A 22,517-nucleotide genomic window follows, 5' to 3' on the forward strand; every position below is an offset into this window, starting at 1 on the left:
TAATTTTCTAAAACACTTTTATGTAGCCCATAGGAGAATCGAACTCCTGTTTCCAGGATGAAAACCTGATGTCCTAACCACTAGACGAATGGGCCGCATGACGGCTTAACCACTTGTTGTGAAAAGCGAGTGCAAATGTAGAACTATTTTTTGAACTTCCAAATTTATTTAAAAGTTTTTTTGAATAGATTTTTGTTAAAAAATGTTAAGGAAGTTAATATTTTGTCAAAACATCTCTTATATATAATGAGTTATATTTTTAACAATTACTTTAGCGGTGCTATTAAAATTTATACAAACGAATACTCAATATATGAAAGCATCGATATTAGGTGTAGCTGCAGTGGTTTGCACGATGTTTATAACATCATGTTCATCTTTAACCCCAGTTAGTGAAGCTACAGAATATTCTTCGAGAAGTTTCGTACCGAAACCAAGAGCTATTGAAGCTCAAGCTAAAATAATCAATAAACATGCCAATTTAGATGTTACACCAATAGAAATTAACGATGAAGCGAAATCTATGGTTGTGTTAAACAGTGTTTTAGAAGAAACGAATGAATTGTTTGCAGGATTTTTATTAAAAGAAGCAGAAACGTATATTGGTACACCTTACCGATACGGAGGCACAACAAGAAGTGGTATTGATTGTTCTGCCTTTGTTAGAAACGTTTTCGAGACTTTCAATAAAAATTTACCTCGTGTATCTGCAGATCAGGCAAGAGAAGGTTTTACAGTTAGTACAGACGAAGCAAAAGAAGGAGATTTAGTTTTCTTTGCAACAAGAGGTCGCGGTAGAGTTTCGCACGTAGGAATTGTTCATGGAAGAAATAAAGATGGAGTTTTAGAATTTATTCATTCATCTACTTCTCAAGGCGTTATGGTATCTTCTTTAAATGATAGATATTGGGGACCAAAATTCTTATACGTAAAAAGAATATTATAATAATAGTATAATTTCATTATCATATAAAAAAAGCATCAAGTAATCTTGATGCTTTTTTTTGTCTTATTTTTTATTTTCGATGTTCTCTCAAAATCATCACAAACAATACAATTAATGGAACAATCATTCCTAAAATATAATACATATTGATTTGTAAAATTGTTGGGTAAAATAATATTGCAGATAATAATCCCACAATCGCGCCACCTAAATGTGCTGAATGTCCGATGTTCCCTAAATTAGTTTTCATTCCATAAACTGAATATCCTAAATATAATATTCCGAAAATCCAAGCTGGAATTGGTAAAGCAAAAAATAATCTTAACTCCATTTCAGGAAAAGCTGCAATTGCAGCAAACAAAATTCCTGTTACTCCGCCTGAAGCTCCTACTGCCGAATAAAAAGTTTCTTTCTTGTGAATTAACAACGACAATAGATTTCCGCCAATAACCGCTGCTAAAAAAACTAAAAGAAACATTCCATAACCTACATTTAGTTTAGCATTCGAAAAGTCGCCTAATAAAAATCCTTCTGGACTCGCAAAAAATCCGATAACAGGATTTGCAAAGAAGTAAAGAGTTAACATATTGAATAACAAATGAGTGAAATCAACATGCAAAAATCCTGAACTTAAAATTCTATAGTATTCCTTATTATATAATATCGACCCAACTTGGAATTTATATTTTTCAAAAAAAGCTAAATCGTTAAAACCTTTCCAACTTACCAAAACATTCAGTCCAATAACGACTAATGCCACAATAGAGATATCTCCCATTATTCTTCTATATTTTCTTCTTCATTATTATTCTCCTCGATTGCATCAAATAGCGTCGGCTGTGGCTCTTCTTCTGGTTCTTCCTCTTCTTCTGGTTCTTCGAATGGAAGCGGTTCCAACACATTAATTTGTTTTAACTTATACGTCGTCAACTGATTTCCTTGCGCTTTGATTCCTTTAATTGTAATAAATTCTTCTAAATTTATCACTTCTGGTTCTTTTTCTAAACCTTTTACTTTCGGGAAAATCAACTCAATAACTGGTAAATAATCGGTCGAAACAACTTTGATTGAAGATTTACCATCTTCTAACGTATAAAAAGCTTGTGGAGAAAATGTATCTTCTAAAAGGAAACGTTTCACAAAATAACGATCTTTTTCTGCATCATAATACACACAAGAAATCGGTTTTGCAGGTTTCCATTTTTCGATAATTTCTAAATCTTCGTCAAAACGATTACTCAAATCAAACGAAACCAGTTTCGCTTCACCTTTTTTATTAATCGTTAAAATTTTATCATCTCCTTTAAAAGAACCTAATAAAAGTCCCAATCCGTCAGCATTAAGACGTTTTGTATCTGTATCAAACCAAATTTGACGAGGTGCTAAAGTCGAAACTCCTTCCTCTTTCAATTCTACTTTTTTGATTGGATATTTTGTTACTAAATTACCTTTTGATGCACGACCTTTAATCGCTAAATCAGCAAAATTAATATCAAATTTTAATTTTTTAATTCGTTGATGAGTTTTCAAAATAATTGATACAACTTCGGCTTCACCATTTGGATTCGCTGAAAAATACAACACTTCCGAACCTTTGTTACCAGCCGTTAAATCGTATTCTTTGTCTCGCGTAATTCCTGTAACAGCAAAACGTTTTTGATAAGCTGGACCATTTTTTCCATCGCGATAAATCAAGTTATAAATAGTACGTTTATCATTTTTGTGCCAAACTCCGACATGAATAATTCCTTTTCCAACAAAAGTTTTTGCATCAACTTTTGTCACAATCATCGAGCCATCATGTTTGAAAACCACAATATCATCAATGTCAGAACATTCGAATAAATACTCGTCTTTTTTCAATGAAGTTCCGATAAAACCTTCGTTTCTGTCTACATAAAAACGTGTATTTGCAACGGCAACTTTTGTCGCATCAATCGTATCAAACGTTCTAATTTCTGTTTTACGTTCTTTTCCTTTTCCGTATTTTGTTTTAAGATTTTTGAAATAATCAATCGCGTAGTCAATCAAATTTGCTAAATGATGTTTTACATTTTCGATTTTATCTTCTAACGATTCTATGAATTGTTGTGCTTTATCTAAATCAAATTTGGAAATACGTTTGATTCTAATTTCTGTTAAACGTGTAATATCTTCTTCCGTAACTGGACGAACTAAATGCGCAATATGCGGTTTTAATCCTTTATCAATTGCAGAAATTACGCCTTCCCATGTTTCTTCTTCTTCAATATCATGATAAATTCTATTCTCGATAAAAATTCTTTCCAACGAAGAAAAATGCCATTGTTCCTGTAATTCATCTAACTCAATTTCTAATTCTTTTTTCAACAATTCAACCGTATTGTTTGTATTGTGAATTAAAATTTCAGAAACTGTTAAAAATTCAGGTGTTTGTTCATTAATCACACAGGCATTTGGCGAAACAGAAATCTCACAATCCGTGAATGCATACAATGCGTCAATCGTTTTATCTGGACTACTTCCCGGAACAAGATGAATTAAAATCTCAACTTCAGCTGCTGTATTATCTTCAATCTTTTTGATCTTGATTTTACCTTTATCATTAGCTTTCAAAACCGAATCAATCAAAGATCCTGTCGTTGTTCCGTACGGAATTTCCGTAATTTTTAACGTTGTTTTATCTTCTTGTAAAATCTTTGCACGAATGCGTACTTTACCACCACGCAATCCATCATTATAATCGGAAACATCAACCAATCCAGAAGTTAAAAAATCTGGAAAAATTTGAAACTTCTTTCCTTTCAGATGTAAAATTGACGCATCAATTAACTCATTGAAATTATGCGGTAAAATTTTCGTTGACAAACCAACTGCAATCCCTTCCACTCCTTGCGCCAAAAGCAAAGGAAATTTGATTGGAAGATCGATTGGTTCTTTATTACGACCATCATAAGACGGTTGCCATTTTGTAGTTTTTGGATTATAGACAACTTCTAACGCAAATTTAGTCAATCGAGCTTCGATATAACGCGACGCAGCCGCTCGGTCACCAGTGTAGATATTTCCCCAGTTTCCTTGCATATCGATCAACAATTCTTTTTGACCAATTTGAACCATTGCATCAGAAATCGCCATATCACCATGTGGGTGATATTTCATCGTATTTCCTACAATGTTCGCAACTTTGTTATATCGTCCGTCTTCCAACTCGCGCATTGAATGTAAAATTCTACGCTGAACTGGTTTCAAACCATCGTAAATAGATGGAATTGCTCGTTCTAAAATTACATAAGAGGCATAGTCAAGAAACCATTCTTGGTACATACCAGAAACCTTCTTGATGCTCTCTTGATTGTCTTGCATCATGTTAAATAGCTACTTCTACATTGTTTTTGACCATACAATTAGACTCTACAATTTTGTCTAATTCAGTCAAAATAATATTAATATTTCGATTAGAAATGAATGCTAAACGAAATTTGACTTTTGTTAAATTGGTAGGATTCTTTTTACTGTTAATATAAAAGATAACGTTCTTTGAAAAAATTCCTTTCTGAAAATCGTATTTGATCAATTTATATTTCGGTAAATCGATTTTATTTGTTTTTGAATCTAAGAAGGATAAAAATCCAACATTCTTCGTTTCAAAAGTTATGGTTTCACCTTTTGTGTCGATTGCAAAAAATTGATTTCCACTTTTATAGCTTACATAAATAAGCAATGCTATAAAAATTGCGACAACATAAGGTGGTATTATGTGATACTTGTAAGGTAAAATACCAGTATACATAATAAGGTTTAGAATGATTAAAATAACGATGGTGAGATTCAGTATTTTGAACAACTGAATGACCTTTTTATTATTTTTCTTCATAATTGATAGGTGTTTTTAGGTTAGGATTGGTTTGGTTTTTATTTAATTTTTAATAGATTCTATGGCTAAGTTGTTAATAATAAATTCTTGTCTTGTTGGTGTATTTTTTCCCATGTAAAATTCTAAAAGACTTTCGATAGTTTGATCTTTTCCAATCATTACAGGCTCTAAACGAATATCTTTTCCGATAAAATGCTTGAACTCGTCTGGCGAAATTTCACCTAATCCTTTGAATCGTGTAATTTCAGGATTTTTAACTTCTTCCAACGCTTTTATACGTTCAGGCTCAGAATAACAATAACGTGTTTCCTTTTTATTTCTCACACGAAAAAGTGGCGTTTGCAAAATATACAAATGACCTTCTTTGATTAATTCTGGGAAAAATTGTAAGAAAAATGTAATAATCAACAAACGAATATGCATTCCATCGACGTCAGCATCAGTTGCAATTACAACATTATTGTAACGTAAATCTTCTAATCCTTCTTCAATATTTAGTGCTGCTTGCAAAAGATTAAATTCTTCATTTTCATAAACAATTTTCTTTGTCAAACCATACGAATTCAACGGTTTTCCTCTCAAACTAAATACCGCTTGCGTTTCTACACTTCTACTTTTGGTAATAGATCCACTTGCCGAATCTCCCTCGGTAATAAAAATAGTTGTATCTAAACGTAATTCAGCTTTCGGATCGTTATAATGTTGACGACAATCGCGCAATTTCTTGTTATGCAAACTAACTTTTTTCGCTCGATCACGTGCTAATTTTCGAATACCAGAAAGTTCCTTTCGTTCGGTTTCTGATTGTTTTATTTTACGTTCTAAAGCTTGTGCTACTTCTGTATTTTTGTGTAAAAAGTTATCAAGATTTGTTTTGATAAAATCATTTACAAACGTACGAACCGTTGTCATCCCTGGTCCAATTTCATTAGAACCAAGTTTAGTTTTCGTTTGAGATTCAAAAACGGGTTCAATTACTTTGATCGAAATTGCTCCAATAATTGATTTCCTAATATCCGCAGGATCATAATTTTTGTTATAAAATTCGCGAACAGTTTTCACAACCGCTTCTTTGAAAGCTGTTAAATGCGTTCCTCCTTGCGTTGTATTTTGACCATTCACAAAAGAATAATACGTTTCCGAATATGATTTCGAGCTGTGCGTCAACGCCAATTCAATATCTTCTCCTTTCAGATGGATGATATCATAAATCGTTTCTTCCTCGATATTATCTTTCAATAAATCTTTCAATCCATCTTTCGAAAAGAATTCTTCACCATTGAAAATAATTTTCAATCCTGGATTTAAGTAAACATAGTTTTTCAACATTTTGTCTACATATTCTTTTCTGAATTTGAAATTTAAGAAAATCGATTTGTCTGGAACGAATGTAATTTTAGTTCCTTTTCGCAAAGATGTTTCTTTTTCATCTTCTTGATTGACTAAAATCCCTTGCTCAAACTCTGCAATACGTGTTTTTCCATCTCGAATAGATTGCACTCGAAATGATGTTGACAACGCATTTACTGCCTTTGTACCAACCCCATTCAACCCAACCGATTTTTTGAAGGCTTGTGAATCATATTTTCCTCCTGTATTCATCTTAGAAACGGCATCAACCATTTTTCCAAGCGGAATTCCACGACCATAATCACGAACCGTTACCTCATCTTCGCGCAGATTAATTTCGATTGTTTTACCTGCACCCATCACAAATTCATCGATACAGTTATCTACAATCTCCTTCAACAAAATATAAATTCCATCATCTTGAGACGAACCATCTCCCAGCTTCCCAATATACATCCCAGGTCGCATACGAATATGTTCGCGCCAATCAAGGGTTTTGATATTGTCTTCCGTATAATTTACTTGTTGATCTAATTCTGACATTTGAGTTGTTGAGTGTTAAACGAGTTTTACAAAAATAAGAAAAAATTTCCTAAAAATATTAAGGTTTATTGTTTTGATTTTGAGCAAAAACGACCTAATTTACCAATATGATAAAATCTAAACTACCCAATGTTTCAACAACCATTTTTTCGGTAATGAGTCAATTTGCAAATGAACATCAAGCCATTAATTTGGCGCAAGGTTTTCCTGACTTTAATGCAGATTCTGAATTAATTAGTCGTTTAAATTATTATTCTACACAAAATTACAATCAGTACGCGCCAATGACTGGCGTCGAAAAATTGCGTGTATTACTTTCAGAAAAATATTCTAATCTTTATCATTCAACTTACGATTTTCAGAATGAAATTAACATTACGAGTGGTGCAAGTCAAGCGATTTTTAATGTTATTTCTACATTAATTCATTCAAATGATGAAGTAATTATTTTTGAACCTGCTTACGATTTATATCAACCAACGGTTGAATTATTTGGAGGAAAAATTGTTCCAATTCAGCTAAAATATCCTGAATATTCAATCGATTTTGAAGAATTGAAGCTAAAAATCAATGATAAAACGAAATTGATTATCGTTAATAATCCGAATAATCCTACTGGAAAAATTTTATCCGAAAATGATTTGAAACAATTTGAACAAATCCTAAAAGATTCGAATTGTTATTTACTTGCAGATGAAGTTTATGAGCATATTACATTTGATGGAAAATCGCATCAAAGTTTCGCAAAATTGAAATCGGTAAAAGACAAAGTGTTTATTGTTGGTTCTTTCGGGAAATTATTTCACATTACAGGCTGGAAAATCGGTTACATTTTAGCCGAAAAAGAATTGATGAAAGAGTTTAGAAAATGTCATCAATTTAATACGTTTTCTACCCATACGCCATCACAATATGCAATTGCAGATTATTTAGAAAACCCAGATCATTACTTGCATTTAAATGATTTTTTTCAACGAAAAAGAGATTTATTTGTTAAAGGTTTAGCTTCAACAAATTTTGAAGTTTTGCCTTGTGAAGGAACTTATTTTGTAAGTGCAAATTATACTAAAATAAATGATTTACCTGATGATGAATTTGTAAAACAGTTAACCATCAAAAATAAAGTTGCAACTATTCCAATTTCGGCATTTTACCATCATAAAACAGATAACAAAGTCATCCGATTTTGTTTCGCTAAAAAGGATGAAACACTTTTAATGGCTTTAGAAAATTTGAAAAGTTTATAGAAAATAAAAGCTCAATCTTTCGATTGAGCTTTTTATATAGATATAATTTAAATCTTAAACATTAAATAAGAAATGCATAATATCTCCATCTTGTACAATGTATGCTTTTCCTTCTACGTTCAATTTTCCTGCCTCACGACATTTAGATTCTGATCCGTAAGTAATAAAATCTTCAAATTTAATAACCTCTGCACGAATAAATCCTTTCTCGAAATCAGTGTGAATAACTCCTGCCGCTTGTGGTCCTGTAGAACCTTTTTTGATTGTCCAAGCACGAACTTCTTTTACACCTGCCGTGAAATAAGTTTCTAAATCTAACAATGTATAAGCAGAACGAATCAAACGATTAACACCTGGCTCTTCTAATCCTAATTCTTCTAAGAAAATTTGACGTTCATCAAACGTTTCTAATTCATTGATGTCAGCTTCAATTTGTGCCGCTAAAATTAGCACTTCTGCGTGTTCATCTTTTACAGCTAATTTTACTTTTTCTACCCATTCGTTGCCGTCTTTTGCAGCAGATTCGTCTACATTACATAAGTACAAAACTGGTTTAGAAGTGATCAATTGTAACGAATCCACAATTTCTTGCTCTTTTTCGTCCAAATCCATTTCACGAACATTTTTCAACTCTTCTAAATGAGCGATTACAGCTGTTAAAACTTCTACAACTTTTTGTTCGTCTTTATTTCCCGCTTTTGCTGCTTTTTTAGATTTATCGATACGTTTTGTAACTGTATCCAAATCTTTTAATTGCAACTCAATATCGATTGTTTCTTTATCGCGTAATGGATTAATAGAACCATCAACGTGTGTAATATTTTCGTTTTCGAAACAACGTAAAACGTGAATAATTGCATTACACTCGCGGATATTTCCTAAAAATTGATTTCCTAAACCTTCTCCCTTACTTGCTCCTTTTACCAAACCAGCAATATCTACAATTTCTACAACAGCAGGCACAACGCGCTCTGGATTTACAATTGCTTCTAACTGATTTAGACGAGTATCTGGTACAGAAACTGTTCCTACATTTGGTTCAATTGTACAGAAAGGATAATTCGCCGATTGCGCTTTTGCATTCGACAAACAGTTAAATAAAGTAGATTTACCAACATTAGGCAATCCAACAATTCCACATTTCATATATGTTGTCTCTTTTTTTAATGATTGAATATTAGAAAGATGTTCTAATAATTTTGTGCAAAGATAATGATTTCCATTAAATTTATTTAACCGAAGAAACTCTGTTCAATTTTATGTTTAATACATTTCCAGAATATGATTTCATTTCACCATAAAAACAATCGCAAGTCGCATTATAAGCCAAATCATAATAATTAGAAGTTTTATCAAGATTTATCTTTCTGAATTTGAGTTGAGGAAATTTAAACACAATAGAATCTGTCACATCTTTTTCATAACCATCCTGAAAATCAAATTCTATTTTCAATTTTGATTTATTTCTCGAAACATCCATAATCGCATCACTTTTCGACAAAGGAACTTCTACCACTTTCGATTTATAATCCAAAAAATCTTGTTTCCATTTTCCTTCAATTGTTTTTATGTTATTGGATGTGCAACTTGTGAGAAATAGCAAAAAGATAAATCCTAAAAAATGTTTCATAAGTGTTAATTTTTTATTGAAAATACAATTATTTATTTACATTTACTTAAATACTTATTACAATGAAATTAAAAGCCTTAATCGTAAGTTTTATGATTGCTTTCGCAGGAATCGTAAACGCGCAAACAGCAACAGAAATATTAACTAAAGCTCAAAACCAAGCGAAAGTTGAAAATAAAAATGTCTTTTTAATTTTTCATGCTTCGTGGTGCGGATGGTGTAAAAAGATGGAAAAAAATATGGACGATCCAGCTGTGAAACCATATTTTGATGCGAATTATGTCAAAACATTTATTACTGTACAAGAACGTGCTGAAAAGAAAAATTTAGAAACGCCAGGCGGAGATGCTGTCAATGAGAAATTAGGTGGAAAAGATCAAGGTTTACCTTTTTGGGTAATTTTAGATTCGACTGGAAAAGTTCTAGAAGATTCTCGCGTAAATGGAGAAAATCTTGGAGGTCCAGCTTCTGAAGAAGAAGTAAATCATTTGATTACAAAACTTGAAAAAACATCGAAAAACGATAAAGTTGATCCAGAAAAAATCAAAGAAGTTTTTATCTTGAAAAAGAAATAAATTAAAAAAATCCGCTAATTAGCGGATTTTTTTATTGTGTTAAAACATGAAAAGCTTCTTCCAAGTTTTTATATTGTCCTTTAAACTCTTCTATCGGTTGATCTGCCACTATTTTACCTTTATTCAACAAGATTACACGTGAACAAAGCGCTTCTACTTCTTGCATAATATGTGTCGAAAGTATCACCGTTTTTTCCTTTCCAATCTCTTTAATTACTTCTCTAATTTCGATAATCTGATTTGGATCCAAACCATTTGTAGGTTCATCTAAAATCAAAATTTCTGGACTCGAGATAATCGCTTGCGCCAATCCGACACGTTGTTTATATCCTTTTGATAATTGATGAATTTTCTTATGTTTTTCTGGTGATAAACCTACTTTTTCGATGACTTCATCAATTTTAGATTTAGGCACATTTCGAATATTTGTGACAAATTCCAAATACTCTTTCACATACATTTCCATATACAATGGATTATTTTCTTGCAAAAATCCAATCAACTTTTTCGATTCAATTGGTTGCGTCGAAACATTAAAATCATTCACAGAAATTTCACCAGAATCTGCATTTATTGCATTGGTAATACTTTTCATCAAAGTAGATTTTCCTGCTCCATTTGGTCCAAGTAAGCCAACAACTTCGCCATTATTTATAGAAAATGAAACGTTGTCTAAAGCCACTTGTTCACCGTATTTTTTTACTAAATCTGTAATGATTATTCCCATTTGATGAAAAATTTTCGATAAAATTAGCAAAAAAGATTTGGATAACTGAAAAATTATTTTTTAGATTTGTAAAACAATTAGAAAAACGAAATGGCAACATTCAATTATTTTAACGCATTCTTTTTTTACTTTTTTGGGTATTATCCAGAAGAGCAGGGACTGCGTTGTCAAAATTGATTGTTAACATTCATAATAAGATAATATAAAGTCCCGCAATTTGTGGGACTTTTTTTGTGGAAAAAAATGAAAGAAAGAGTTGCAATACAAGGTTACATTGGTTCATATCATCACGAAGCTGCCAATAATTATTTAGGAAATGACATCGAAATTGTAGAATGCGACACATTCAAAACTTTAGCAAAGTCACTTGCAAAGGGAAAAGTTGACAAAGCAATCATGGCAATTGAAAACACAATTGCTGGAGCAATTTTACCAAACTATGCGTTGCTAACGAAATACAATCTGAAAGTTGTTGGAGAAATTTATTTATCAATCCAACATCAATTGATGGTCAAAAAAGGACAAACTTTAGACGATGTAAAAGAAGTTCGTTCGCACCAAATGGCATTGTTACAATGTGATAAGTTCCTTGAAAAACATCCAACATGGCGAGTTGTAAATGATATCGACACCGCATTAACAGCCAAAGATATTGTAGAACAAGATTTGAATGATGTTGCAGCAATTGCGTCGAGAAAAGCGGCAGAAGTATATGGATTAGACATTTTAGCTTCGAGTATTCAGACGTTTCAAGATAATTTTACTCGCTTTTTTGTATTGCAACGCGAGCATAACGATTACGAAGATTTCAACAAAGTTTCGATGCGTTTTTCTGTTCCACACCAGTCTGGTGCTTTGGTTGACGTGTTAAATCAAATTGCAGAATGTGGAATAAATATGGACAAAATACAATCTGTTCCGATTATTGAAAAACCTTGGGAATACTCTTTTCACATTGATATTACGTTCGAGCAAAAAGAACAATATTATGAATTGCTTGGAAAAATTGCACGAAAATTAACTGATTTAGAAATATTAGGCGAATATAAACTGGGGAAAAAATGATAGCAGAAGCCCAACGATTACAAAGTGTTCAGGAATATTATTTCTCGAAAAAATTACAAGAAATAGCGAACATGAAAACCGACATTCCTATCATTTCATTAGGAATTGGAAGTCCAGATTTACAACCTCATCCAGATGTGATCGAGGAATTAATCAAAAGTTCACAAAGCGGAATCAATGGCTATCAGAGTTATCGTGGAGTTCCAGAAATGCGCGAAGCTATGGCAAGTTTTTACAAAAACAAATTTGATGTAGACGCCAATCCTTCAACTGAAATTTTACCATTAATGGGATCTAAAGAAGGAATTATGCACATTTCGATGGCTTTTTTGAATGAAGGTGATAAAGTTTTGATTCCAAATCCTGGCTATCCAACCTATTCATCGGTTACAGAATTAGTTCAAGCAGAACCGTTGTTTTACGATTTGAAAAATGAAAATGATTGGCTTCCAGATTTTGATCAGTTAGAAAAACTAGCCGAACAAAAACCGAAAATCATGTGGCTTAATTATCCACATATGCCAACAGGCGCAAAAGCTCCGAAAGACGTTCTTAGAAAATTAGTAGAGTTTGCAACTCGTCACAATATTTTAATTGTTAATGATAATCCTTATAGTTTTATTTTGAACGATGAACCAACAAGTATTTTAGAAATTGAAGGTGCAAAAGATGTTTGTATTGAATTGAATTCATTAAGCAAAACCTTTAATATTGCAGGTTGGCGAGTAGGAATGGTGATTGGAAAAGAAAGTTTTATCAATTCTATTCTAAAAGTGAAATCAAATATGGATTCGGGAATGAATTTTGCGATACAAAAAGCCGCGACAAAAGCTCTTTTAGTTGATGATTCTTGGTACGATGAGTTGACAAAAGTTTATGCAGAAAGACGAAAAATTATTTGGGAAATCGCTGATATCTTAAATGTAAAATATAATCCCAATGCAGCAGGAATGTTTATTTGGGCTAAACTTCCGGAAGGAAAAGATGATAAAGAATTTATTGATGACATTTTATACAATAAAAAAGTATTTATCACGCCAGGAAGTATTTTCGGAAGTAATGGTGAAGGATTTATAAGATTTTCACTTTGTGCACCCGTTGAGAAGTTAATTGAAGTAAAGAAAAGATTAGAAGCATGAAAACAATTTCAGTAATCGGTTTAGGATTAATCGGAGGTTCGTTTGCTTTAGCACTAAAAAAAGTTGGTGTTGCCGAAAAAATAATCGGTGTTGATCAAAATATTGAACATCAAATACAAGCTTTAGAATTAGGAATTGTGGATGAAATTGCTCCTTTGAATGAAGCGCTTTCTCAGTCAGATTTAGTTGTAATTGCAGTTCCAATTAATTCAATTCAAAATGTTTTACCAGAAATTTTAGATCAAATTAATGATAAAACAATTGTGATGGACATGGGATCAACAAAAGCTGGAATTTGTAAAAAAGTGGCAAATCATCCCAAAAGAAAACAGTTTGTAGCCACACACCCAATCGCAGGAACGGAGAATTCTGGACCAAAAGCTGCTTTTCCTGAACTGTTTTTAAACAAAGTTGCGATTTTATGTGATGTTGAACAAAGCGAAAAAGAAGCAGTAAAAAAAGTGAGAAAAATTTATCAATCGCTTTGGATGAATGTCAAAACAATGACTTCGGAGGCACATGATGCGCACATTGCGTACGTTTCTCATCTTTCACATATTACATCTTTTGCTTTAGGACAAACAGTTTTGGAAGAAGAAAAGAATGAAGATGCAATTTTTGATATGGCTGGATCTGGTTTCGAATCTACGGTTCGTTTGGCAAAAAGTTCACCAGATATGTGGACGCCAATTTTGATTCAGAATCGAGAAAATTTACTCAATGCTATTGATGCTTATCAAACTCAAATTTCTAAAATCAGAAAAATGATCGAAGAAAAAGATGCCGAAGATATTCATCAATATTTAAAAAACACAAACGACATACGTCGAATATTAAATAAATAATTACTCTCAAATAAAATAAATATTAAATCTTAAATTTGTAAATGTTATGGAAAATAATAACTGGATAAAAGAATACGACAAACCAATGATTATCGCTGGACCTTGTAGTGCAGAAAGTGAAAAACAAATGATGACAATCGCTGAAGATTTGGACAAAGATTATGTGCAAGTTTTCCGCGCAGGAATTTGGAAGCCTCGTACAAAACCAAACTGTTTCGAAGGAGTTGGAGCAATCGGGTTAAACTGGTTGAAAAAAGTAAAAGACGAATTCGGAATGAAAATCGCAACTGAAATTGCTAATGCAAATCACGCAAAATTAGCGTTAGAATATGATGTTGACGTTCTTTGGATTGGTGCGCGTTCTACGGTAAACCCTTTTACAGTACAAGAAATTGCAGAAGCTTTACGAGGAACAGATAAAACTGTTTTGGTTAAAAATCCTGTAAACCCAGATTTAGATTTATGGATTGGTGCTTTGGAACGTTTAGAAGGTCAAGGAATCAAAAACTTAGGTGCTATTCACCGTGGTTTCTCAACGTACAAAAAGACAAAATATCGTAATGATCCACAATGGCAAATTGCATTAGATTTCAAAAATAAATTGCCAAATGTGCCAATTATTTGTGATCCATCACATATTTGCGGAAACAGAACAGGATTATTTGATGTTGCTCAACAAGCCTTCAATTTCGAATATAATGGATTGATGATCGAAACGCATAACAATCCTGATGAAGCTTGGTCTGATGCAGCTCAACAAGTAACACCAGCTCGTTTATTAGAAATCTTGAAAGATTTAGAAATTCGTGTTTCTGATGATCCAGATGCAATTTACAAAACTGGAATTCAGAATTTACGTCATCAAATTGATGAATTAGATAATTCTATTTTAGATGCAATTGCTCAACGTATGAAAGTTGCAAACTCTATCGGAGAATTGAAAAAAGAACATAATGTGGCAGTTTTTCAGCCAGATCGTTGGAAACAAATCAAAGATAATTCTGTAAAAGCAGGAGTTTCTTTAGGTTTATCTGAGGATTTTGTTGACAAATTATTGCAAGCAATTCACCAAGAATCTGTTGCACAACAAAACCAAATTATGGTAAAAAAAGAAGAAAAAATTTAAACAATATTGAAAGGAATTGTCATAAAATCTACTGGTAGTTGGTATCATCTTTTAACCGAAGATGGTACAACTTATCAGGCAAGAATTAGAGGAAAATTTAGAATAGCCAATATCAAACATACCAATCCAATTGCTGTTGGAGATGAGGTTGAGTTTGAGATTGACAAAGATGATATTGCTGTCATTACAAAAATTCATGATCGCAAAAATTACATCATTCGAAAATCTGTTAATCTATCCAAAAAAACGCACATTATTGCATCTAACATTGATGTTGCTTTTTTGGTTGTAACGCTTTCTAATCCCAAAACTTCGTTTGGTTTTATTGACCGTTTTTTGATTACTGCCGAGGCTTATCATATTCCCGTTGTGATTTTATTTAATAAAATGGATTCGTACACGGAAGATGAAATGGCTGAGTTAGAAATTTATAAATCAATTTACAATTCTATCGGTTACGAAAGTTTAGATATTTCTGCTGAAACAGGACTAAATTTAGACCTTGTAAAAGATCGAATGAAAGATAAAGTGAGTTTGGTTTCGGGACATTCTGGTGTTGGAAAATCAACGTTATTGAATACTTTAAATCCTGATTTAAACCTAAAAACGCACGAAGTTTCTGATTTTAATAGCAAAGGACAACATACCACAACTTTTGCACAGATGTACGAATGGCCTTTTGGAGGTTTCATTATCGATACGCCTGGAATTAAGGAATTTGGTTTGGTTCATATCGACAAAACCGAATTACAAGGTTATTTTCCTGAAATTTTAGAATTGAAACACAATTGTAAATTTGATAATTGTATTCATGTTAACGAGCCAAAATGTGCTGTGCGTGATGCAGTAGAAAATGGAGAAATCGCAGTTTCTCGCTACGAAAATTATCTCACTTTTTTAGAAGAAGATATTTATAACGAAAAATAATAAAAAAGCCGTTTCTTATGAAATGGCTTTTTTATTTTCTCAAATTACGGTTTCACGTAAAAATAATTCAATTTCTCATTTTATTTTTGTTAAAATTAATTGAATGAGCAATTTTTCCGTACAAATCGCTTTAGATTTTGTGGAATGTACAAAAGAACAAAAAGAAAGATTTTTGTTGCATTTAGAAGATTTAAATTGGAAACCATTAAATCCAAATAAATTGTGGATTGCTGAATTTGATAATTCTGAAAATAAAGAAAATAGACTAAAAAATATAGAACAAGAAATCATCAATGCAAAAAAAATATCAAAGCTCTATGAGTTAGATTATGCGATAATTGCAGATGAGGAAATCTATTTTAACCAATTAACTTAAACATTAAGCGATTGCTTTCTAAACTTAAATTACAACAAGCGTTATTGCACATTTAATAGATGAGTTTTAACGCTTTTTTATTTGTTAATAATTTCTTAAATTCAAATCGATTTTAAATCAATAAAACTAGAATTATGCGAGTGATTTTACAGCGTGTGCAACATGCTTCTGTAATGGTAGATGGAGAAATAACAGGAAAAATAGAAAACGGAATTTTAGCTTTGGTAGGTTTTGAACCTGATGATACGAAGGAAGATTTTGAATGGATTTCGAAAAAAATAATTCAACTCCGAATTTTCAATGATGAAAATGATGTGATGAATTTGGATGTACAACAAACTGATGGAGATATTTTGGTTGTTTCTCAGTTTACGTTACATGCATCAACGAAAAAAGGAAATCGTCCGTCATATATCAAAGCGTCAAAACCAGATCTAGCAAATGAACAATATGAAACATTTTTGAACGTTTTAGAATCAAATTTTAAACCTGTACAAAGAGGAATTTTTGGTGCAGATATGAAAGTCGAATTGCTGAATGATGGTCCTGTAACCATTTTTATCGATTCAAAAAATAAAGAATAACCTCATTAACACTGATACTGAATGAAACAAACTCTACTTTTTTCAACTTTTTTAATTAGTTCTTTTTCTTTTGCGCAAAACTATGCAGTCGATCAAATTCCAGCCGATTTGATAAAAGATGCTTATGCAGTTGTACGAAAAAATGAAGAAAAAATAGAACTTTTAAAAGTTGATGAATTAAAATACACGGAAGACGTTGTCGTAACGGTTTTGAGTAAAGCGGGCGATAATTATGTTGGTGCGCAAGCGAATTATGATGCAAACACGAAAATTGACTTATTCGAGGCAACATTGTATGATGCAAACGGAAAGGAAATTAAAAAATTCAAAACCAAAGATTTTGGTGATCAAAGTTATGTAACGGGTGGACAAATGTATACGGATGATCGCATCAAATATTTGAATTATACTCCAACTACTTATCCTTACACGATACATTATAAAATCGTTACAACAAACAAAAATACACTTTGGATTCCGCGTTGGTCGCCTATACGAGCAGCAAATTTATCGATTGAAAAATCATCTTATCAATTTGTCAACAAAACATCTTCAACCATTCGATTAAAAGAAGATAATTTTAAAGGTTTTGACATTGCAAAAACAGGAGATAACAATAATTTGAGCTATTCATTAAATAATGTTTTGGCATTTAATGAAGAAGATCAAATGGTTGGAAGTCAAAAAATATTTCCTCGCGCTATTTTAGCTTCAAATCAAATTAATATCGATGGTGTTAAAGGAAATTTTGATAATTGGAATGATTACGGAAAATGGACTTTTGATAATTTAATTCGTTCAAAATTAGATTTTACTCCAGCTCAAAAATCAGTTTTTCAAAATATGGTAAAAGATGCAAAATCGGACGAAGAAAAAGTTCAGATTTTGTACAAACATTTGCAAAATAAAGTTCGATATATTGGTGTACAATTAGGAATTGGAGGACTTTCGCCTTTTCCAAATTCTTATGTTGAGAGTAAAAGTTATGGAGATTGTAAAGCATTATCTAATTATATGATTGGAATGTTAGATGCGGTGAATATTAAATCGTATCATACGATATTATTTGCTGGAAATCCAATTGATATTGACGAACAAATGATGTATCAACAAGGAAATCACATGATTGTTTATGTGCCTCTAAACGGAAAAGATATTTGGTTAGAAGCCACAAGTCAAACGGCTCCTTACAATTATTTGGGTGATTTTGCCGGAAATAGAAAAGTACTAATTGTTGATGAAAAAGGTGGAAAAATTATTCCTTCGCAACAATTTAAAACTGAAGATAATCAATTGTTAATCAATGGAAATGCAACACTTTTAGCGGATGGAACATTAAATTTTAATTTTTCTGAAACTTCAAAAGGATTGATTTACGAGAATTTTGCAAGATTTAATCAATTAAGCGAGAAAGATCTTGATGTTCGTCTAAAAAATCGTTTTTCTTATTTGCAAGGAATATCATTCAAAAAGAAAGAATTTGATAATGATTGGAAAAATGCTGTTTTTACTTCAAATTTTGAGTTTTCAGCACCAAATTATGCTAAAATACAAGGAAATAATATCATTCTGAATATTATTCCAGTGAATAAAGAAGAGACCTCTGTCAAAAAAATGAAAGATAGAAAGTTTGATTTCAACATCGAGACAGGATATGTTGACGAAGTTTTCTATACATTGACGCTTCCTTCTGGCTATAAATTGCCACAAAAATTTGAAGCAATTACAGTGAAATCTGCTTTTGGAGAATATCAATTAGAAATTAATCAGAAAGAAAATAATACATTCGAAATTAAACGAATTTACAAACAGTTTTCAGGAACTTTTTCGAAAGAAAAATACAACGAATATGTAGAATTTAGAAGACAAATTTCAGGTTACGACAACACAAAACTACTTTTAGAAAAATTATAACACTACTATGAAAACACTATTTACAATTGTTGCTACTGTTGCAACAGTTTCGAGTTTTGCACAAGATGTAAAATTTGGAAAACTCTCAAAACAAGATTTCGAGAAAACAAAAAGTACAATTCAAGCTGACGCTCCTGCAGAAGTTTTATATGCTGACGGAAATTATAAAGTTAGTTTTAATACCAATCAAGGCGGTGTTGAGCAAACAAAGAAAGTTTTTTATAGGATAATTGTTTTTGATAAAGATAAAACACCAGATGATGTTTTGAAAGTTGAAATTCCATTACGAAAAAACTCAGGGTCTGATCAAGATAAATTAATTACCTTAAAAGCGGTTACTTACAACCTTGAAAATGGGAAAATTATTGAACAAAAAGTCGAGAAAAAAGATATTTTCTTAGATAAAGTTCATCGTTTTATGGATATACAAACGTTTACTTTTCCTAATGTAAAAAATGGATCAATCTTAGAATATACATACGAAATTATTTCTCCATTTTACGGAAATACTGATACGTGGTATTTTCAACAATCTATTCCTGTCGTTGCGAGTAATTTCACGATGCAAAATCAAGAATATTTTAACTATCAACAAGATTTAAGAGGTGGTTTTGCCCCAAAAATTTCTACAAATTCTAAAGAAGATAATTATACAATTCACAATAAAAGAGAAAGTGATATCTACGGAAGGACAACTCAAAATTCAAGTATTGATAATGCTAAAATGAAAATCAATACACAAACTTATTCATTAACTAATTTACCTTCTTATTCTCGCGAAGCCTATGTACTTAATCCGAGAAATATGTTAGCAAGTGTTCAATTTGAGTTAGCTTCTTTTGTTGCTCCAGGTAGAACTTCAGAAAGTTTCTCTACAACATGGGACCGAATTGGAAAAGATTTGATGGATCATGAAGAGTTTGGTCGACAATTAAATGGAAATAACTTTTTAGATGAAACTGTAAATACTACAATTGCTGGAAAATCAACAAATATTGAAAAAGCTCAAGCAATTTTCGATTACGTAAAAAATAATATCGCTTGGAATGATTATTTAGGTCAATATACAGATAAAGGAATTCGAAAAGCATTTAACGAAAAATCAGGAAATTCAGCAGATATTAATCTTATGCTTACAACTATGTTGCGTAAAGCTGGATTAGACGCAAATCCAATTGTTTTGAGTACGTTGCAAAATGGTATAATCAATTATTCGTTTCCTTCTCGTAGTAAATTGAATTATGTGATTGTTGGAACAACAATAGATAATGAGTTTTATTTAATGGATGCAACTGATAAAAATGCTCAAATCAATTTATTACCTATTCGAGCAATTAACGATCGTGGATTTATGGTGAATGACAAAGGAATCAAAGAAGTTCCTCTTCGTAATTCGGTGATGACCAATGATAAAATATCAATTACAGCAGATTTAAAAGCAGACGGAAAATTAACAGGAACTTATTCTAATGTTCGCGATAATTATTTTTATATGTTTGATAAAAGTGAAATTGCAGATGATCCAAAAGCATTCGAAAAAGAATTTGTAGAAGATTATAATTTTGAAATTTCTGATTTCAAAACACAAGACAACAAACAAAATGTAATTCGTCATCAATTCAAATTTGATGATATAAAAGTAGATGTAGCTGGAAATAAAATATTATTCAATCCATTTTTGTTCATTGCAAATACAAAACATAATTTAAATCTAGATCAACGTAATTATAACATTGAGTTTGGTGCGCCAACTACGAATACAAATACAGTTAAAATTAAAATTCCAGAAGGTTACAAAGTAGAATCTTTGCCTACAGAAAAGCAATTTACAATGCCCGATCAAGCTGGTGGTTATGCATATAATGTAATTGAGAAAGATGGTTTTATTGTCGCTCAAGCTCAAAAAGTCATTCCATATAGTATTTTGCCTGCTCAATACTACAAACCATTGAAAGAATTTTTAACAAATATTATTAATGCAGAAAGTCAGCAAGTGATTTTGGTAAAACAATAAAAAATATTCTAAACATCGAATAAAGCCAACTCCAAATACGAGTTGGCTTTTTATTTTTGTACCTTTAACTTTTAAAATTTAAGATAAGATGAGCCTTAAACAAGCACAAACAGACGTTGATAATTGGATCAAAGAACATGGTGTTCGTTATTTTAACGAGTTAACAAATATGGCACAATTAACTGAAGAAGTAGGAGAAGTTGCACGTATTATTGCACGTCGTTACGGTGAACAATCGGAGAAAGAATCAGACAAAAACAAAGATCTTGGCGAAGAATTGGCAGATGTTATTTTTGTAGCACTTTGTTTGGCAAATCAAACAGGTGTTGATTTAGAATCAGCTTTTTACAAAAAATTAGATTACAAAACAAAACGTGACCACGATCGTCATCAAAATAATGATAAATTAAAATAAATATGATTGAAATTTCTGCTCTAAAATCTCCGATAAAAAATCAATTAGCCATCACAGGTTCTAAAAGCGAAAGTAATCGTTTGTTGTTATTAAGTCAATTATTTGAGAATGTTTTGACATTAGAAAATGTTTCAAATTCAGAAGATTCTCAATTAATGCAAAAAGCGTTAGCGAACAAAACTGATTTAGTTGATATTCACCATGCGGGAACTGCTATGCGATTTTTAACAGCTTATTTTTCTATTCAAGATGGACGAAAAATAACGTTAACAGGCTCTGAAAGAATGAAACAACGACCAATAAAAGTTTTAGTTGACGCTTTGAATGAGTTGGGTGCAGAAATTTCGTATCAAGAAAACGAAGGTTATCCACCTTTATCGATTGTAGGAAAAAAAATAACGAAAGATTCTATTACAATTCCTTCTAATATTAGTTCTCAATATATTTCAGCTTTATGTTTGATAGGAACAAAATTAGAAAATGGATTAACGATTAATTTGGACGGAAAAATTATTTCTGTTCCTTATATTCAAATGACAATTCAGTTGTTGAATAAAGTCGGAATTAATGCAATTTTCGAAGGAAATACAATCAAAATTCCTTTTACTGAAAACATCAAAGCTCAAACTTTACAAGTAGAATCAGATTGGAGTTCGGCTTCATACTATTATAGTTTGATTGCTTTATCACAAAATTCAGAAGTGAAGATTTCTACTTATTTCGAAGATTCTTTACAAGGAGATTCAGCTTTACAACATATTTATGCAGAAAATTTTGGTGTAATTTCAACTTTTGAAAATGGAATTTTAACATTGAAAAATGATGAGAATTTCATTCTAAAATCAATCATCGAATTAAATTTAATCAACACTCCTGATATTGCACAAACGATTGCTTCAACTTGTGTGGGATTGAAAGCAAAATGTCATTTAACAGGTTTAGAAACACTAAAAATTAAGGAAACTGATCGTTTGGTTGCACTTAAAAATGAGTTGGAAAAATTTGGAGCAATTATTACAATTACAAACGATTCTTTAACAATTGAGGGTTATAATAATTATACTGAAACGCCAACTTTAGCGACTTACAATGATCACAGAATGGCAATGTGTATGGCGCCTTTGGCTCAAATTTACCCAATTCGAATTGAGAATGAAATGGTTGTAGAAAAATCATATCCAACATTTTGGGAAGATTGGAAACAACTTGGTTTTGAAATTAAATCGATTTAAAATATA

Annotated in this window: 21 protein-coding genes and 1 tRNA gene; 14 read left to right on the plus strand and 8 right to left on the minus strand. The window is 31.6% G+C overall.

What is annotated here, in order from left to right; all coding sequences use genetic code 11:
- Positions 1-23: 23 nt before the first annotated feature.
- Positions 24-95: transfer RNA gene (locus B4A23_RS15735), tRNA-Glu, on the minus strand.
- 218 nt (positions 96-313) lie between these two features.
- Between B4A23_RS15735 and B4A23_RS15740 the strand changes: the two genes are divergently transcribed.
- Positions 314-946, plus strand: a complete 633-nt coding sequence (locus B4A23_RS15740; protein ID WP_038334971.1) for a C40 family peptidase — start codon at positions 314-316, stop codon at positions 944-946.
- 70 nt (positions 947-1,016) lie between these two features.
- Here B4A23_RS15740 and B4A23_RS15745 read toward each other — a convergent pair whose 3' ends face one another.
- Genes B4A23_RS15745 through B4A23_RS15760 form a run of 4 tightly spaced genes read right to left on the minus strand, consistent with a single transcriptional unit; the run spans position 1,017 to position 6,695 of the window.
- Complete coding sequence (locus B4A23_RS15745; RefSeq protein ID WP_114998285.1) at positions 1,017-1,724, minus strand: rhomboid family intramembrane serine protease; 708 nt, start codon at positions 1,722-1,724, stop codon at positions 1,017-1,019.
- Positions 1,724-4,291, minus strand: coding sequence for a DNA gyrase/topoisomerase IV subunit A (locus tag B4A23_RS15750; protein ID WP_291121305.1), 2,568 nt, complete (start codon positions 4,289-4,291; stop codon positions 1,724-1,726). Before B4A23_RS15750 ends, B4A23_RS15745 begins: the two co-directional genes overlap by 1 nt.
- 4 nt (positions 4,292-4,295) lie before the next feature.
- Complete coding sequence (locus B4A23_RS15755) at positions 4,296-4,802, minus strand: hypothetical protein (protein ID WP_291121307.1); 507 nt, start codon at positions 4,800-4,802, stop codon at positions 4,296-4,298.
- Positions 4,803-4,844: 42 nt separating this feature from the next.
- On the minus strand, positions 4,845-6,695 hold the full coding sequence (locus tag B4A23_RS15760) for a DNA topoisomerase IV subunit B (RefSeq protein WP_291121309.1): 1,851 nt from the start codon (positions 6,693-6,695) through the stop codon (positions 4,845-4,847).
- A gap of 107 nt (positions 6,696-6,802) precedes the next feature.
- Between B4A23_RS15760 and B4A23_RS15765 the strand changes: the two genes are divergently transcribed.
- Positions 6,803-7,942, plus strand: a complete 1,140-nt coding sequence (locus tag B4A23_RS15765; protein ID WP_291121311.1) for a methionine aminotransferase — start codon at positions 6,803-6,805, stop codon at positions 7,940-7,942.
- A 54-nt stretch (positions 7,943-7,996) separates the two neighbouring features.
- Here the strand turns inward: B4A23_RS15765 and ychF are convergent, their stop codons facing one another.
- Both ychF and B4A23_RS15775 read right to left on the minus strand, forming a co-directional pair.
- Positions 7,997-9,088, minus strand: coding sequence for a redox-regulated ATPase YchF (gene ychF, locus B4A23_RS15770; RefSeq protein ID WP_291121313.1), 1,092 nt, complete (start codon positions 9,086-9,088; stop codon positions 7,997-7,999).
- A gap of 82 nt (positions 9,089-9,170) precedes the next feature.
- Positions 9,171-9,572 (minus strand): hypothetical protein, encoded by a 402-nt coding sequence (locus B4A23_RS15775; protein ID WP_291121315.1) that lies wholly within the window; start codon positions 9,570-9,572, stop codon positions 9,171-9,173.
- A 62-nt stretch (positions 9,573-9,634) separates the two neighbouring features.
- Here B4A23_RS15775 and B4A23_RS15780 point away from each other — a divergent pair, with 62 nt between their 5' ends.
- Positions 9,635-10,147 carry a thioredoxin family protein gene (locus B4A23_RS15780; RefSeq protein WP_291121317.1) on the plus strand — a complete coding sequence of 171 codons (513 nt, stop codon included), beginning with the start codon at positions 9,635-9,637 and terminating at the stop codon, positions 10,145-10,147.
- 31 nt (positions 10,148-10,178) lie between these two features.
- Here B4A23_RS15780 and B4A23_RS15785 read toward each other — a convergent pair whose 3' ends face one another.
- Positions 10,179-10,874 (minus strand): ABC transporter ATP-binding protein, encoded by a 696-nt coding sequence (locus tag B4A23_RS15785; protein WP_286501511.1) that lies wholly within the window; start codon positions 10,872-10,874, stop codon positions 10,179-10,181.
- Positions 10,875-11,117: 243 nt separating this feature from the next.
- Here B4A23_RS15785 and B4A23_RS15790 point away from each other — a divergent pair, with 243 nt between their 5' ends.
- From B4A23_RS15790 to B4A23_RS15840, 11 genes are all read left to right on the plus strand, one after another.
- Positions 11,118-11,939 carry a prephenate dehydratase gene (locus B4A23_RS15790; protein ID WP_286513662.1) on the plus strand — a complete coding sequence of 274 codons (822 nt, stop codon included), beginning with the start codon at positions 11,118-11,120 and terminating at the stop codon, positions 11,937-11,939.
- Positions 11,936-13,078: a pyridoxal phosphate-dependent aminotransferase gene (locus B4A23_RS15795; RefSeq protein WP_291121319.1), complete on the plus strand. Its 1,143-nt coding sequence runs from the start codon at positions 11,936-11,938 to the stop codon at positions 13,076-13,078. Before B4A23_RS15790 ends, B4A23_RS15795 begins: the two co-directional genes overlap by 4 nt.
- The gene (locus tag B4A23_RS15800; protein WP_291065122.1) at positions 13,075-13,923 is read left to right on the plus strand and encodes a prephenate dehydrogenase; all 849 of its coding nucleotides are present in this window, start codon (positions 13,075-13,077) and stop codon (positions 13,921-13,923) included. The genes B4A23_RS15795 and B4A23_RS15800 overlap by 4 nt, the downstream gene beginning before the upstream one ends.
- Positions 13,924-13,969: 46 nt before the next feature.
- Positions 13,970-15,049: a bifunctional 3-deoxy-7-phosphoheptulonate synthase/chorismate mutase type II gene (locus B4A23_RS15805; RefSeq protein WP_286486920.1), complete on the plus strand. Its 1,080-nt coding sequence runs from the start codon at positions 13,970-13,972 to the stop codon at positions 15,047-15,049.
- A 6-nt stretch (positions 15,050-15,055) separates the two neighbouring features.
- The gene (gene rsgA, locus B4A23_RS15810) at positions 15,056-15,976 is read left to right on the plus strand and encodes a ribosome small subunit-dependent GTPase A (RefSeq protein WP_286486919.1); all 921 of its coding nucleotides are present in this window, start codon (positions 15,056-15,058) and stop codon (positions 15,974-15,976) included.
- Between the two features lie 103 nt (positions 15,977-16,079).
- Positions 16,080-16,352: a hypothetical protein gene (locus B4A23_RS15815; protein WP_291121322.1), complete on the plus strand. Its 273-nt coding sequence runs from the start codon at positions 16,080-16,082 to the stop codon at positions 16,350-16,352.
- A gap of 134 nt (positions 16,353-16,486) precedes the next feature.
- Positions 16,487-16,936: a D-aminoacyl-tRNA deacylase gene (gene dtd / locus B4A23_RS15820; RefSeq protein ID WP_291121324.1), complete on the plus strand. Its 450-nt coding sequence runs from the start codon at positions 16,487-16,489 to the stop codon at positions 16,934-16,936.
- Between the two features lie 21 nt (positions 16,937-16,957).
- Positions 16,958-18,850 carry a DUF3857 domain-containing protein gene (locus tag B4A23_RS15825; RefSeq protein ID WP_291121325.1) on the plus strand — a complete coding sequence of 631 codons (1,893 nt, stop codon included), beginning with the start codon at positions 16,958-16,960 and terminating at the stop codon, positions 18,848-18,850.
- Between the two features lie 7 nt (positions 18,851-18,857).
- Positions 18,858-20,864, plus strand: coding sequence for a DUF3857 domain-containing protein (locus B4A23_RS15830; RefSeq protein WP_291121327.1), 2,007 nt, complete (start codon positions 18,858-18,860; stop codon positions 20,862-20,864).
- 88 nt (positions 20,865-20,952) lie between these two features.
- Complete coding sequence (locus B4A23_RS15835) at positions 20,953-21,279, plus strand: nucleotide pyrophosphohydrolase (RefSeq protein ID WP_038333238.1); 327 nt, start codon at positions 20,953-20,955, stop codon at positions 21,277-21,279.
- 2 nt (positions 21,280-21,281) lie between these two features.
- Positions 21,282-22,511 (plus strand): 3-phosphoshikimate 1-carboxyvinyltransferase, encoded by a 1,230-nt coding sequence (locus B4A23_RS15840; RefSeq protein ID WP_291121329.1) that lies wholly within the window; start codon positions 21,282-21,284, stop codon positions 22,509-22,511.
- Positions 22,512-22,517: the final 6 nt, after the last annotated feature.

Origin of the sequence: Empedobacter sp. UBA7248, from assembly GCF_002472945.1 — a bacterium.
GTDB lineage: Bacteria > Bacteroidota > Bacteroidia > Flavobacteriales > Weeksellaceae > Empedobacter > Empedobacter falsenii_C.